General features: G+C 65.2%; 7 protein-coding genes and 3 tRNA genes. 2 read left to right on the top strand and 8 right to left on the bottom strand.

The window, feature by feature from the left end; all coding sequences use genetic code 11:
• Nucleotides 1-4: 4 nt before the first annotated feature.
• Complete coding sequence (locus BSTEL_RS11730) at nucleotides 5-1,699, top strand: PH domain-containing protein (protein ID WP_162178976.1); 1,695 nt, start codon at nucleotides 5-7, stop codon at nucleotides 1,697-1,699.
• Nucleotides 1,700-2,070: 371 nt separating this feature from the next.
• On the opposite strand, the gene BSTEL_RS04000 is transcribed toward BSTEL_RS11730, so the two are convergent.
• The 3 genes from BSTEL_RS04000 to leuC form a co-directional block, all read right to left on the bottom strand.
• The gene (locus tag BSTEL_RS04000) at nucleotides 2,071-5,775 is read right to left on the bottom strand and encodes an Ig-like domain-containing protein (RefSeq protein WP_034527369.1); all 3,705 of its coding nucleotides are present in this window, start codon (nucleotides 5,773-5,775) and stop codon (nucleotides 2,071-2,073) included.
• Between the two features lie 408 nt (nucleotides 5,776-6,183).
• Nucleotides 6,184-6,870 carry a 3-isopropylmalate dehydratase small subunit gene (gene leuD, locus BSTEL_RS04005; protein ID WP_034527371.1) on the bottom strand — a complete coding sequence of 229 codons (687 nt, stop codon included), beginning with the start codon at nucleotides 6,868-6,870 and terminating at the stop codon, nucleotides 6,184-6,186.
• A gap of 323 nt (nucleotides 6,871-7,193) precedes the next feature.
• Nucleotides 7,194-8,597 carry a 3-isopropylmalate dehydratase large subunit gene (gene leuC / locus BSTEL_RS04010; RefSeq protein ID WP_034527373.1) on the bottom strand — a complete coding sequence of 468 codons (1,404 nt, stop codon included), beginning with the start codon at nucleotides 8,595-8,597 and terminating at the stop codon, nucleotides 7,194-7,196.
• Nucleotides 8,598-8,968: 371 nt separating this feature from the next.
• On the opposite strand from leuC, the gene BSTEL_RS04015 reads away from it, so the two are divergent.
• Complete coding sequence (locus tag BSTEL_RS04015; RefSeq protein ID WP_238567618.1) at nucleotides 8,969-9,793, top strand: IclR family transcriptional regulator; 825 nt, start codon at nucleotides 8,969-8,971, stop codon at nucleotides 9,791-9,793.
• Between the two features lie 319 nt (nucleotides 9,794-10,112).
• Here BSTEL_RS04015 and BSTEL_RS12690 read toward each other — a convergent pair whose 3' ends face one another.
• The 5 genes from BSTEL_RS12690 to gltX all read right to left on the bottom strand — a co-directional run bounded on the left by BSTEL_RS12690 (nucleotide 10,113) and on the right by gltX (nucleotide 14,683).
• Nucleotides 10,113-11,651, bottom strand: a complete 1,539-nt coding sequence (locus BSTEL_RS12690) for a metallophosphoesterase family protein (RefSeq protein WP_034527376.1) — start codon at nucleotides 11,649-11,651, stop codon at nucleotides 10,113-10,115.
• Nucleotides 11,652-11,878: 227 nt separating this feature from the next.
• Nucleotides 11,879-11,953: transfer RNA gene (locus BSTEL_RS04025), tRNA-Gln, on the bottom strand.
• A 37-nt stretch (nucleotides 11,954-11,990) separates the two neighbouring features.
• Nucleotides 11,991-12,063 (bottom strand) — tRNA-Glu (locus BSTEL_RS04030).
• 698 nt (nucleotides 12,064-12,761) lie between these two features.
• A tRNA-Glu gene (locus BSTEL_RS04035) sits at nucleotides 12,762-12,834 on the bottom strand.
• 307 nt (nucleotides 12,835-13,141) lie between these two features.
• The gene (gene gltX / locus BSTEL_RS04040; RefSeq protein ID WP_034527377.1) at nucleotides 13,142-14,683 is read right to left on the bottom strand and encodes a glutamate--tRNA ligase; all 1,542 of its coding nucleotides are present in this window, start codon (nucleotides 14,681-14,683) and stop codon (nucleotides 13,142-13,144) included.
• Nucleotides 14,684-14,699 lie beyond the last annotated feature (16 nt).

The following is a 14,699-nucleotide window of genomic DNA, read 5'->3' on the forward strand; positions in this document are numbered from 1 at the left end:
GCCCGTGACGTGGCCCGCGATGTGGCGTCGTCTCCACCCGGCGGCGCTAATCGTGCGCGTGGCGTCGAACGCGAAGGGCACGGTCTCGCTGCTGCTCTCGTTCATCGTGATCATCCGCGTTTCGCTGATGCGCCATGAATGGTGGCTGTGGCTGGCGGCCGCGGCAATCGTCGTCTACGTGGCGGTCGGCCCGGTCTGCGCGTGGATGTCGACCAGATACCGGTTGTCCGCCACGATGCTCGAATACCGTTCCGGCGTGCTGTTCCGCAAACGCCGCGCCATCGCCTACGGCTCGATCCATGCGATCAACAGCGCGAGCCCGTGGTATCTGCGTCCGTTCGGCGTGATCCATCTGACGGTCTCCCCGGTCGGCGACGGCGCCGACATCGATCTGAGCGCGGTTCCTTCGGCGTTGCAAAGCGAGTTGGAACGCCGTCGCGCCGAAGCGGCCGGCGCGGCACGATCCGGCACCTCGACACCGCAGGCCGCCGCCGATGCCCCGTCCGGAGTCGCCACGGATGGGGTCGCCATAACCGCCGCCGATGCTCCAACCGGCACCGCCACCGACCCCACCGCCCCGCGCGCCGGCATCGTCACCTCCTGCCCCTCCCCCATCCCCATATTCCGTGCGTCGACGCGTGACATCCTCCTGTTCGCCGTCACCGATCCGCGCATGGTCGCGGCCGCGTTCGTCGTCTACGGATTCGTTCAGAACCTGCAGGACGTGCTGCCCCATGGCCTCACGCATGCCGCGGAACGATCGATCGGCGACTACGCGGCCCACGGCGTGCCGTCGATCGTACTGCTGGCGATGGCGTGCGTCATTCTGCTGATGCTCGTCAGCATCGCGATCTCCCTGCTACATTTCCACGGGTTCGAGGTGTGGCGGCGCGGGGACGACCTGATCGTCGAACGCGGCTTGTTCACGCGCCGTGCGACGACGATTCCGACGGGTCGAGTGCAGACGATCGTCGTATCGCAGTCGTTGCCGCGCCGCGTGTTCGGGCTGTGCTCGACACGGCTCGGCCTATCCGCGGCGGCGAGCGGCGACGACGTCGCATCAGCCGCGGTCGTGTTGCCGGTCATCGGCGCACGCCGCGTGGCCGCGACGTTGCGGGCGATGCTGCCCGAATGGGGCATTCCGGACATGTTCGCCGCGACGGCACCGACCCACCGCACAGGCCGCGGCCTTACACGGTATTACGTGATGATGCCGCTCGCCGCGACGGCAGCCGCCACACTCCTTGTAGGCGTGGGCGGCCCGGCGACCCGCTCGTGGCCATGGTGGGTGATGGCCGCGCCGCTTGCGGCGGGATTGTGGTGGACGACCTGCCGATGGTTGCAGGCACGGGCCGAAGGGTACGCGATGCTGCCGGATGGCCCGGAGCCGCCGGCATGGGATCGCCCGAGCCGTTCGCCGGATACCGCCGTACCGGATGATCCCATCGCCGAGGTCTTGGCTCCCCTGCCGCACCGGATTCTGGTGACCGGAGCGACGCGGTGGGGGTTGTTCGCGATGATGACGCGACGGGCGCGCGTGCAGTCGGTGACGCGCACGACCACGCCGTGGCGCGACGCACGCGGCGTGGAGGGGCTGCGCATGCGCCTGTTCGTGATGAACGGCATGTCCGAAATCCGGTTCCGTTTCCTGCGGCGTGCTGACGCGGACGCGCTCGAAGCGTGGTTCACGGGGCGGTGAGGCGCCGTGGTGATTCTTATGGCAGGTTATTCGGTTACAAGGGGTACATATCGGCAGCGGCAATCGTCCATTGGCGTTACGAGGGGTACCGAGACTCGTATATGAGACCGCTATGTGGCCGTTGTGCGGCGTTCATAGCGGGGGTATCGCCCGTCGGATACCCCTCGCAAGCCAGTTACACCGTCTGTCCGTCCCTGAAGTACCCCTTGTAACCAAGAAACAGCCGCCCCGCTGCGGCGATACGCGAAGTGGCCTCCTTCCCGGATGGGAAGGAGGCCACTTCAGGGGGGGCTGACCGGCACTGATTCGTCGGCGGCAACTACCGCCGCCCGGTTTCACGCGTTCGGTTCAGCCCTGTGGACCGGATCGCGTCACTGCTTCTTGCGCTTGGTGAGGACGAAGAGCGCGACGGCGGCGACGACCAGCAGCACGACGACGACCGCGATGATCGCGACGCTGGAACCGGTGGTGGTCAGCGTGTTGTTCGTCTTCTGGCTCGGGGTTTGCACCAGCTTGTCGCCGGAGGTGACGGTCACGGTGGCGGTCACTTCGTAGTCGGTGCCGTTCACGGTGGCGATGCCCTTCACGGAGAAGGTGCCGGCCTTCGCGTACTTGGCGGCGGGCACGTCGTCCCACTTCACGGCCGCGTCGGTCGTGGAGCCGTCGGACCAGTGGGCCTTGACGGTCTTCGGCAGGGCGGGCGCCTTGCCGGCGGTGGTCGTGACCTTCACGTCGCGGTCGACGGACTTCACGGTGGCAGCCGTCACGGTGACGGTCGCCTTGATCGTGTAGTTCTTGCCGTCCACGGTGAACGGGTTGCTTTCGATCTCGAACGAACCGGCCTTGTCGAGCTTGTCGGCGGCGATGGCCGGCCACGTGACGGCGATGGTCTCGGTCTCGCCGTTGGACCACTCGGCGGTGGTGTGATCCGGCAGGGTCGGCTGCACGCCGACCGTGGCGCCGACGGTCACGGGCGTGGTGTCGACGGACTTCACGGTGGCCGGGTTGACGTTGACCTTAACCGTCACGTCGAGTCCGGCGGCCTTGCCCTTGACCTCGAAGGAACCGCCCTTACGCTTCGAGTAGTCGTCCTTCGTGTAGGACTTGGTGTCCCACGTGATGTCGGCGTTTTCCGTGGCATCGTCCGAGTAGGTGACCTTGACGCTCGTCGGCAGATTTTCGAACGGGTCGGTGCCGGAGTCGACGGTCACGTCGCCAAGCTTGGCGGCGGATTCGGCCTTGGCGGTGACCTTGACCGTGACCTTCACGTCGGCGGTCTCGCCGGTCGTGGCGTCGGTCGCCTTGCCCTTCACGGTGAACTCGCCGCGCTTCGCGTAGTCGTCCTTCTTGATCTTGTCCCACGTGATCGGCGTATCGACACCGGTTTCGCCGTTGCTCCAGTCGGTCTTGACGGTCTTCGGCAGGTTCGGGGTCGGGTCGACCTTCGCCTCAGTGGGCACGGTGGGGATGTCGGCGACCTTCGTGATGGTGGCCGGGTTGACCTTAACTTTGACGGTGACGGACAGCGTGGTCGTGGCGTCCGCGGCGAGGGCAACGGCGGCAGCGGCCTTCACCTTCGCGGTCTTCGCCTTGGCGGTGGTTTCGACATCCGGGTCGACGGTGCCGTTCACGGTGAACGTCTTGCCGGCGCGGGCCTTCCAGTCGGCTTCGTTGTAGGACGTGATCCACGTAATCGGGCTCGTGGTCGTGTCGCCGTTGGACCAGGTGACGGTCGCGCTCTTCGGCAGCTTGGCGGTCGGATCGGTGCCGGAGTCGACGGTGATCGTGGTGGTGCCATCGGTCGGCGTGGCCTGCTGCGCGGTGGCCGGGTTGACCTTGTAGGTGGCGGTCACCTTGTAGTCCCTGCCCGCGATGGAGACCTTGCCGTTGACGGCGAACGTGCCACCCTTACGGTTCGTGTAGTCGGCCTTGTTCGGCTCGTTCCACGTCACCGATTCCTGCGTCGTGGTGCCGTTCGACCACGTGACGGTGGCCTTCACGTTCGAGAAATCGGGCTTGTCACCGGACTCGACGGTCACGGCCGGAGTATCGGCGGACGGACCGGTGACGGAGTCGACGGTGGCGGCGACCACGGTCACGTTGACGGTGAACTCGTAGGCCTTGCCGTCAACGGTCACGGAACCCTTGACCGGCACGGTGTCGTCTGCGGTCTTGAACTGGTCGGCGGTGGTCTCCTCCCACGTGATGTCCTTGGTCTCGGTGTCGCCGTTGGTGTACGTGACGGTCGCCGTGATGCCGCTCAGGTCAGGCGTCTGGTTGACGACGGTCTGCGCGGTGGTGGCGGACGGTTCGACGGACTTCACGGTAGCAGGGTTGACGGTCACCTTGAAGGAGACGCCATCGGCGTATCCGTCGACGGTGCCCTTCACGGTGAACTCGCCGCCGGCGTGCTTGCCGTACTGGTCCTTCGTGAGCTTCGTCCACGTGACGTTCGCGGTGCCGGCTTCGCCGTCGTTGTACGTGACGGCGACGGTATCCGGGTACGTGGGTTCGGTGCCGGATTCGACGGTCTGGTCGTCCGGCGCGGTGACGGACTTGATGGTGCGTGCGGTGACGATCACCTTCACGGTGACGGTGAAGGTCTTGTCACCCACGGTGACCGTGCCGTTCACGTCGAAGCCGTTGGCGTTCTCGGTGGCGTACTGGTCCGGAGTGGGGGTGTTCCACGTGACGTCGGCCTGCTGCGTGGTGCCGTCGGAGTAGGTGACGGTCGCCTTGACCTTGCTCAGATCGGGCGCGTGCGTGGCAATCGTGGAGACGGAGGCCTGCGCGGCGACGGCACCGGTCGGCACGGCGGCGGTCACGTTCACCGTGACCTTGGCCTTCTTGGAGGTGCCATCAACAGTGCCGTTCACGGTGAAGCTGGTGTTCGCCGTGGCGTAGTCGCTCTTATTGATGGAATCCCACTTGACATCAACCGGCTTGGAGGAACCGTCACTGTAATGGGCGGTCACCTGCTCGGGCAACTGATCGGTCGGGTCCACACCGGCCGACGTGGAGACGGCGGTGGCGTCATCGAGCGAGGTGATGGTGATCGCGTCCCACCTCGCATACAGGGTGATGTTGCCGGTGACGGCGGAGCTGAAGTCGTACTTGGTGGTGAGGTTCGCGTCAGAGTACCAGCCACCGAACGTGGAACCGGACTTGGTCGGCGCGGCCGGTGCGGTCGCGGTCTCGCCGGATTCCACGGTCTGCGAATCAACCGCAGAGCCACCCTTCGAGTCGAACTTCACCGTGTACGTGGCCTTCGGCTCATACTGCTTCATCGCGTCCTCGACGGACTGGGTTTTGCCCTGCTTAGAGTAGTTGTTGCCGATTTCGAGAACGGTGATGGTATAGCCGTCCTTTACAGCGACACCCACACCGGCAATGTCCGCCAACGGGCTGACCTCGGTGAGGTAGTGGCCATATCCCTGACGATTATTCTGCAAATCCGATGCGGAAGCGTTCGGATGTTCAATCTCATAGTTGAGCTCGCTATACCAGGAATCCACTGCATCACCGGACAGACCACCCACGCTGGTCCATGACAATGCCAAAGCCTCCGGACCATCGAAATATGTTCCGGACTGGTATTTCGGGGAATGGGCTAGGTTGAAATCACGCCCCGGAACGTACACATACCAAGAAGGCTTGCCGTTCAGCATATTCGCATGTCCGTCAAGATTACCCTTCTGTACCAACTCATTGGCGCGGGTCTGCGCCCACTTCATCAGATCCCAGTTGACGGCCAAAGCACCGACGGCACTGCCGTCAGCAGTGTAGCTGGCAACATTGGATGTGTTGTAGACGTTGGTATTGTGGTCGGCGTTCTTCGCGGCCGCAATCTGCGCGTTGGTCAGCGCACGGCGATCCGTGCGGGCACGCAGGGCGTTGAGCTCCTGCATGTACTTGAGCGCCTGATAGACATTCGCATCCGCGGCGGCATCGGCGCCAACCGTGCCGGATGCGTCGGCCGCATGTGCCGACGGCAAGGGCAGCACGCAGAACAGCATGGCGATACTCGCCAATACCGCGACCGCCCCCGACAGTCGTTGTGTGATGTTCTTTGACATCTTCCTTCTCCATACTTCACGATCGTGAACACCCCGGAACGCCCACGGCGGCGAAGCCGACAAGCGACGGCAAGGGCATCCTTGCATACGCGGTCAAGTATAGAGCGATGTCTTGATAGGCGGAACAAAAGGTCCGCAAGAGGAAAGCGAAAAGCTCGCCCCCGCTGACTCCCGCCGGCGGAGGGCTGTCACCCACGCGACGGTAAGAAAGAAGCCGGCCAAAACTCGCCCCCGCCGGCGGGGGCTGTCGGCGAAGCCGACTGGGGGTGGTCGGCGGCACGGTATCGGGGCTGGTCGGAAGACCACCCTCAGTCTCACTGCGTTCGACAGCTCCCGCCAGCGGGAGCGGAAGTACCCTCAGTCAGCCTACGGCTGACAGCTCCCGCCAGCGGGAGCGGGAAGGGGGACTCAGATGATGCCGCGATCGGCCAACGGGCCCGCCCAGTTGTATTCGAGCTCGCGGGCGGGCTTGATCTCCTCTTCGGGGAGGTGCTTGGCGGGAATCGTCTTCGGCTTGAACGGGAACTTCTCGGCGCGCATCTTCTCGTAGGCGGCGATGTCGTCCTCATGCTGGAGCGTCAGGTCGATGTCGTCGTAGCCGTTCATCAGACGCCAGCGCGTGTAGTCGTTCACTTCGAACGGCAGGGTCACGTCGCCGCAGGTCACGGTGCGGTCCTCGAGCGAGACGGTCATCGCACGGCCCGGCTCCTCTTCGAGAAGCTTCCACAGCAGTTCGACGCTCTCCTGCGGCATAATCGCCGCGAGCACGCCGTTCTTCGCCGTGTTGCCATAGAAGATGTCGGCGAAGCTCGGCGCGATGACGACACGGAAGCCGTAGTCATGCAGCGCCCACACCGCGTGCTCACGGGAGGAGCCGATGCCGAACTCGGGGCCCGCGACGAGAATCTGGCCCTTCGCGTATTCGGGCTTGTTGAGCACGAACTCGGGGTCGCGGCGCCACGCGTAGAAGAGCGCGTCGTCGAAGCCGGTCTTGGTGACGCGCTTCAGGAACACGGCGGGGATGATCTGGTCGGTGTCGACGTTCGAGCGGCGCAGCGGCACGCCCACGCCGGTCAACGTAGTGAGTTTTTCCATGATGAAAGTCCTTTGTGATGTCGTCGCCCCCGCTGGCGGGGGCTGTCGATGGTGTCGGCGTGGTCGTTGTTCACGGCGGCGTTGTGACGTTGCCCCCGCTGGCGGGGGCTGTCGGCGGAGCCGACTGGGGGTGGTTGAGTCGCGGCCGCACGGATTGCGGCGTGACCGCACGGACCACCCTCAGTCAGCCTTGCGGCTGACAGCTCCCGCCAGCGGGAGCGGAATGGGAGGCGGCGTGCGGTCCGCGCCCCGCGGCGTACGGTCCACGTCCGCGGTGCGCGGGCCGCGGGCACGGTGCGCGGGCCGCGTCCGCGGCGAGCGGATTACAGGTCGGCGGGGCTGGAGATCGTGCCGCGGATCGCGGTGGCGGCGGCGACGGCGGGCGACGCGAGGTGCGTGCGCGAGCCCTTGCCCTGACGGCCTTCGAAGTTGCGGTTCGAGGTGGAGATCGAACGCTCGCCCGGCACCATCTTGTCCGGGTTCATGCCGAGGCACATCGAGCAGCCGGCGTTGCGCCATTCCGCGCCGAAGTCCTCGAACACCTTGTCGAGTCCTTCCTTCTCCGCCTGCAGGCGCACGCGCGAGGAGGCGGGCACGACGAGCACGCGGTGGATGTTCTTCGCCTTGTGGTGGCCCTTCATGATCGCGGCGGCCTGGCGCAGGTCGTCGATGCGGCCGTTCGTGCAGGAGCCGATGAACACGGTGTCGACGGCGATATCCTTGATCGGCATGCCGGGCTTCAGTCCCATGTACGTGATGGCGCGCTCGGCGGCGGAACGCTTGGTCGCGTCGGCGATGTCCGCCGGGACCGGCACGTTCGCGGTGATCGGCAGGCCCTGACCCGGGTTGGTGCCCCACGTCACGTAGGGTCCGAGCTGGGACGCGTCGATGTCCACCTCCTTGTCGAAGACGGCGTCGTCATCGGTCTTCAGCGTCTTCCAGTACGCGACGGCCTTGTCCCACATCTCGCCTTCCGGCGCGTGCGGACGGCCCTTCAGGTATTCGAACGTGGTCTCGTCCGGCGCGATCATGCCGGCGCGCGCGCCCGCCTCGATGGACATGTTGCACACGGTCATGCGCTCGTCCATCGTGAGGTTGCGGATCGCCTCGCCGCGGTATTCGATGACGTGGCCCTGGCCGCCGCCGGTGCCGATCTTCGCGATGATCGCGAGGATGATGTCCTTCGCGGTGGCGTCCGCCGGCAGTTTGCCGTTCACGTTGATCGCCATCGTCTTGAACGGCTTCAGGGACAGGGTCTGCGTGGCCATCACGTGTTCGACTTCGGAGGTGCCGATGCCGAATGCGAGCGCGCCGAACGCGCCGTGCGTGGAGGTGTGCGAGTCGCCGCACACGATGGTCATGCCCGGCTGGGTGAGGCCGAGGATCGGGGCGAACGCGTGCACGATGCCCTGGTCGGCGTCGCCGAGCGCGTGCAGGCGCACGCCGAACTCCTTGCAGTTCTTCTCCAACGTGCTCAGCTGGAGGGCGCTCGTCTTGTCCGGGTTCGGACGGTCGATGTCCACCGTGGGCGTGTTGTGGTCCTCGGTGGCGATGAGCTGATCGACGTGGCGGGGCTTGCGGCCGGCCAGTCGCAGGCCCTCGAACGCCTGGGGGCTCGTGACTTCATGCATGAGCATCAGGTCGATGTACAGCAGGTCGGGCGCTCCGTCGCTGCCCTTCCGTACCAGATGATCGGCCCAGACCTTCTCGGCCAGTGTCGTTCCCATGGGGATTCCTCCTAAATTTCTCGACGCTAGGTATTGTGTTTGCGCCGTGTTCGTGGTAATAGAGTATGCGGTCAACATGGGGGCGACCATATCCCGGCCGGATTATGAGATGTGCCGTCGCTCGTGCTGTCTAAGGCCCGATTTCGGCCGGAATTCCGCGGAAATCGGATTGAAGCCCCTCCCCTGCGGCACCGTATTACGGTACCGGTGTCAATCGTTTGCCGGAAGGCGGATGACGATGGCGCGCGCACGGACGCAAACACTGTTTCACCAATCGGTCATCCGCCGACATGCGACGTTCACCACATGGTAAACTTCTCCGATTTGGCATTTCACTATGTGAGATGGTATAAACGGGAACCATGACTTCCATGCACTCAGATACCGCTGTGGCCGAAGAGCCGGTCGCCGAGCAGGACACCACCGACGACAAGGCACCCGCCACCGCGCAGACCGCCGAGAAGAACGACGGCGAGGTGCATTCCGGCGTCGGCGTGCTCGACAAGACCGTGAAGATTCTCGACGCCCTCGAAACCGGCCCGTCCACGCTCGGCCAGCTCGTGGCCGCCACCGGCCTCGCCCGCCCGACCGCCCACCGACTCGCGATCGCGCTCGAACGCCATCGCTTCGTGCTGCGCGACCAGCACGGCCGCTTCGTGCTCGGCTCCCGTTTCGCCGAACTCGCCGCCGCCGCCGGCGAGGACCGACTCCTCACCGCGGCCGGCCCGATCCTCCAGACGCTGCTCGACCGCACCGGCGAATCCGCGCAGATCTACCGCCGTCAGGGCGACCAGCGCGTGTGCATCGCCGCCGTGGAGCGCGCCTCCGGTCTGCGCGATTCGATCCCCGTGGGCGCGATGCTCTCGATGGAAGCCGGCTCCGCCGCGCAGATTCTGCTCGCCTGGGAGGATTCCGAGCGCATGCATCAGGGCCTGCGCCACGCGAAGTTCAACGCGACCAAGCTGGCCGCTGTCCGCAAGCGCGGCTGGTCCGAGTCGGTGAACGAGCGCGAGGAGGGCGTGTGCTCGATCTCCGCGCCGATCCGCAACGCCTCCGGCCAGGTGATCGCCGCGATCTCCATCTCCGGCCCGTCCGGCCGCATGGGGTCCGCACCGGGCCGCCGCTACGCGCCGCTCGTGATGGCCGCCGGCAAATACCTCACCGAAGCCCTCATCAAGGCCTCCTCCGGTCGCTGAGTCGATAGTTCCGACCCGACGAACCACCCCCGAACCACCGCGAACCACTCCGGACCACCCCCAGTCACGCTTCGCGTGCCAGCCCCCGCCAGCGGGGGCTTCTTCATATCGCCCCGTCCATACCACCTCGTCCCGTCATACCGCCCCCGCTGGCGGAGACTTCTTGTGCCCATTACCGGCAAACGCTTTGCCATATCGTCCCCCGCCGGCAGGGTCCAGGATGTTGCCGAGCACGGCAGGATGCATGCGCACACAACCTCGCCCCCGCTGGCGGGGGCTCCCGGCGAAGCCGGGTGGGGGTGGTCATCTCATCCACCAATCAGGCGAACAAGCCCTTGATCTGCCCCCAGAGGGTGGGCCTGCGCAGCAGGTCATCGCCCTCGCCATCCTGCGGCGGCTTCGCGTTCAACGCGTACGTGTACGCCTTCTTCGAACTCGGCTTGCCGACCAGCTCTCCGAACTCCAACAACTGCGTGCGCGGCTCATGCGGATGACGGATGTCGAACTCGATAAGCCTCGTCGCACGCTTCGCCGGCGCGGGCCCATACGAACCGAATCCGCAGGTCGGCGTCGCCGCCAGCAACACCCCGTCCAGCTCGCCGACGAACCAGTTGCGATGGTCATGGCCGGTCGCCACTCCTATATAAGGGAACATGCCGGCGCGGGTATCAACCGCATCGTCATCATCGATCACACCGGCAGCATCCGCAGCATCCGTCACCGCGCGAATCGCCGCATCATCGCCGCGCAATACCGCGAACTCACGCGACGCATCCGGACAACTGATGCCCTCACCCAGATAGCCGCCGGGACGCACCTTCGCCTCATCCAGCACGTAATACTGCGCGGCGTGGTCGCGATACCCCTGCATCGCGTACGGCGTGGTCGCGGTGACGGGCGTGAGCAGATCGTAATACTCCGGCAGCGGCATGTGCTGGAACAGGGCGGACCGCGCGCCGATCATCGCCGGCACGCGCGCGAGGAACGCGAGCGCGTCGTCCGCCGGCGCGGCGAACCCGCCACCGTGCGCGTAATCGCCGGAATCGAGGACGACGATGCCGAGCACCGTGCGCTTGTGCGCCTCGTCGGCGACGGGCAGCGCGAACGTTCCCGCCGCATGCGGGTAAACGACCTGATCGGGCAGCAGCGAGTGCGCCGACAGCACATCCGCCTCCACGCCGGGCATCGGATTCACGCAGCCGGGGAACTCGCGGTAGATCGCGTCAAGCTCGTCGTTCGACAGGCCGCACTGGAAATCGTGATTGCCGTAGGTGACGGCGAACGGCACCCTGCGCTCGATCAACGGCGCGAGGAACTGGGCGATTGCGCCGCGCACCGACTCGCGCGTGCGCTCGTGCGCCGCCGCGGCGACGGTTGCGGCTTCGGTGTCGGATGCGGTGGATGCCGTGGTGTCGGATACATCGGCTGTTGCGTCGGTTGCGGTGACTGCCGTATCGGATGTGTCGGTTGCGGCGGTGCCGGATACGGCGGCTGCGGTGACTGCTGTGTCGGATACGTCGGATGCTGTATCGGCTGCGTCGGCGGGGGCGCTCCAGCGGCGTTTGCGGAACGTCTCGGCGAACGCGGGATCGTAGCCGGCGATCTGATTGCCGGTGAAAACGACCAGATCGGGGCGGACCGCGTCGAGACTCGCCTCGATGAGGCGGATCGTGTCCTTCGCGACCTTCGGACCGTCCTGGATGTCGGCGACCTGAAGGACGCGGAACTTGCCGGAATGGTGGAATTGGAGACGCCCCAGACGGGCGGACACGGACAGCGGACGGGTGTCCCCCGTCTCCGCCGGTCGGATCCTCGGCTTTGAAGACAGCCCCTCGGGCGTGCGTGTGTGTTCCGTCATGGCTCCTACTGTAATGCGCCCGACCGCAACGCGCCTACCGCAACGCGTTGCGGCGCGGTGCGTACGGGTGCGGTGAGACCCTCGTCTCTCCCATGGTGCGGCAACACATATTCTTCACAACCGCGGAATACCGCCGTTTCTTGACACCGCACCATGGGGGTTTTACCGCACCATGGGATATGAGGCTTCGCATAACAAAAAACCCTCGCTTGCGCGAGGGTTTTCACTGGCTGGGGTGCCTGGACTCGAACCAAGAATGGCTGAACCAGAATCAGCTGTGTTGCCAATTACACCACACCCCAATTTGGCTGGCGTGCAACTCCGAAGAGTTCCGCGTCGTACCCCCGACCGGATTTGAACCGGTGTTGGCGCCGTGAGAGGGCGTAGTCCTAGACCGCTAGACGACGGGGGCATATTCTGTTTTCGGTGTTTCCACCGTGTTGCTTGGTTGTTTGTGAACCGCGCAACGAGTGATTAATATACGCGCATGCCGGTACGTGCGCAACTTACGGCGTGTCGCCATTAATTTCAAGGGTTTTGTATATCTCCGGACGGCATCCGGTGTACGCTCGCGCCCCTCGTATTTGCGGTACATTGCGCACAAAACCGCTCCGCCACGCATACCGCTGCGCATACAACCCACGCACACCGTCACACGCAGTCACCGGACACGCCCCCACACACGTACGTACGCCGACATCCCGGCGTACGTTTGCGACGGTATTATCACCGGTCATCGTGGCAAACGTACGGCAAGGAAACGTCAGCATACGTTTGCGACGGTATTATCGCCGGCCATCGTGGCAAACGTACGGTGAGAAATCGTCAGCGTACGTTTGACACGGTGGAAACGGATAATCCCGTCGCAAACGTACGGTGAGAGAAACGTACGGTGAGAGAAACGTACGGCGAAGGAGACGGAGATATGGGCGGCAAGCAAGACAGACGACGGTCGCACCGGACGCACCGGACGCACCGGCAACGGCCGACACCAGCAGCGACACCGACGACGATGACAAAAACGATGACACTGACGATGCCGACGACGCCAACGGAACGGGCGGATATGCAAAGGACCCCGACTCGATAAGCCGGGATCCTTCCTGTTCGTACCCCCAACCGGATTTGAACCGGTGTTGGCGCCGTGAGAGGGCGTAGTCCTAGACCGCTAGACGATGGGGGCATATTCATTTTTCGGTGTTTCCACCCGCCGCGGCGAACCGCAACGAGTGATTAATATACGGGAGCCGTCCGACTTCGTCAACATCGGCGTGTCACATTGTGATTCCCTGATTGACAACTCTGCTGTAACCGCTTTCTGCCATCTGACCCGGCGGCTTCCGGCCACTTTCCCAGCGAACGACGAATCGCCCCACTCTCCGACAAAGAGCGGGGCGATTCCGATTCTCACGAGCCGTGGCTCACGGCCTTATACCGGCACCGAACCTACGGGCACCTACGAGGCCGCATGGAACGCGTCACCGAACACCTCACAGGTGCGTGCGCAGGCCCTTGAGGCGCGCGAGCGAAACCTCGCGGCCGACGATCTCCATGGACTCGAAGAGCGGCGGGGAGACGCGGCGGCCGGACATGGCGACGCGCACCGGGCCGAAGGCGAGGCGCGGCTTGTAGCCGCCTTCCTCCACGAGCGCCTTGTTCAGGGTCTCGTGCAGGTTGTCGGTCTTCCAATCGCCCTCGGAGACGCCTTCCAGCGCGGCGATCGCCAGGTCGAGCACGGCCGGTGCGGAATCCTTGAGCTGCTTCTTGGCACCGTCGTCCGGCTCGATGTACTCGGCGGTGGACAGCAGGGAGCCGACCATGCCGGCGACCTCGCCGAGCAGGCGCACGCGCGTCTGGACGAGCGGCGCGGCGGCGGTCAGGATCTCCTGCTCGCGCTCGGTCAGCGCGTCCCACGAATCCGCGGAGACCACGCCGTCGCGCTTGAGGTACGGCACGGAGCGGCGCAGGAAGTCGGCGGGGTCGAGCATGCGCACGTGCTCGGCGTTGATGGAGATGGCCTTGTCGAGGTCGAAGCGGGCCGGGTTGGCCTTCACGTCGCGCACGTCGAACTTGGCGATCATCTCGTCCATCGAGAACACGTCGCGGTCGGGGGCGATGGACCAGCCGAGCAGCGCGAGGTAGTTGAGCAGGCCCTCGCGGATGAAGCCGGCGTCGCGGTGGTTGAACAGGTTGGATTCCGGATCGCGCTTGGAGAGCTTCTTGTTGCCCTGGCCCATCACGTACGGCATGTGGCCGAACAGCGGGGTCTGCTTGGCGATACCCAGCTCGATCAGGTAGCGGTAGAGTACGATCTGGCGCGGGGTGGAGCTCAGCAGATCCTCGCCGCGCAGCACGACGTTGATGTCCATCATCGCGTCGTCGACCGGGTTGGTGAGCGTGTACAGCGGGTCGCCGTTCGGGCGGACGATCACGTAGTCCGGCACGGAGCCGGCCTTGAACTCGATGGTGCCGCGGATGAGGTCGTCGAAGGCGATGTCCTCGTCGGGCATGCGAATGCGCAGCGCGGGCTTGCGGCCTTCGGCGCGGAAGGCGGCCTTCTGCTCCTCGGTCAGGTCACGGTCGTAGCCGTCATAGCCGAAGGCCTTCGGGCGGCCGGCAGCCACGTTGCGGGCTTCGATCTCCTCCGGAGTGGAGAAGGATTCGTAGGCGTAGCCAGCGGCCAGCAGCTTGGCGGCGACGTCCTTGTAGATGTCGGTGCGCTCGGACTGGCGGTACGGGCCGTGGGGGCCGCCCACGTCGATGCCCTCGTCCCAGTCGATGCCCAGCCAACGCAGGGATTCGAGGATCTGGTTGTAGCTTTCCTCGCTGTCGCGCTGGGCGTCGGTGTCTTCGATGCGGAAGACGAGCTTGCCGCCGGTGGCGCGCGCCTCAGCCCAGTTGAACAGGGCGGTGCGGATCATGCCGACGTGCGGGGTGCCGGTCGGGGACGGGCAGAATCGGACGCGCACGTCCTTCGGCAGTTCGGGCTTGTGGTTTTTCGCGGATTCGTTCGCGTGTTCGGCTTCAGTCATAGTCCCCTATTGTGCC

Source organism: Bifidobacterium stellenboschense, assembly GCF_000741785.1.
GTDB lineage: Bacteria > Actinomycetota > Actinomycetes > Actinomycetales > Bifidobacteriaceae > Bifidobacterium > Bifidobacterium stellenboschense.

Coding starts and splice junctions, on each gene's coding strand:
- BSTEL_RS04000 (WP_034527369.1), bottom strand. CDS start 5,775: ATGTCAAAGAACATCACACAACGACTGTCGGGGGCGGTCGCGGTATTG.
- leuD (WP_034527371.1), bottom strand. CDS start 6,870: ATGGAAAAACTCACTACGTTGACCGGCGTGGGCGTGCCGCTGCGCCGC.
- leuC (WP_034527373.1), bottom strand. CDS start 8,597: ATGGGAACGACACTGGCCGAGAAGGTCTGGGCCGATCATCTGGTACGG.
- BSTEL_RS04015 (WP_238567618.1), top strand. CDS start 8,969: ATGCACTCAGATACCGCTGTGGCCGAAGAGCCGGTCGCCGAGCAGGAC.
- BSTEL_RS12690 (WP_034527376.1), bottom strand. CDS start 11,651: ATGACGGAACACACACGCACGCCCGAGGGGCTGTCTTCAAAGCCGAGG.
- gltX (WP_034527377.1), bottom strand. CDS start 14,683: ATGACTGAAGCCGAACACGCGAACGAATCCGCGAAAAACCACAAGCCC.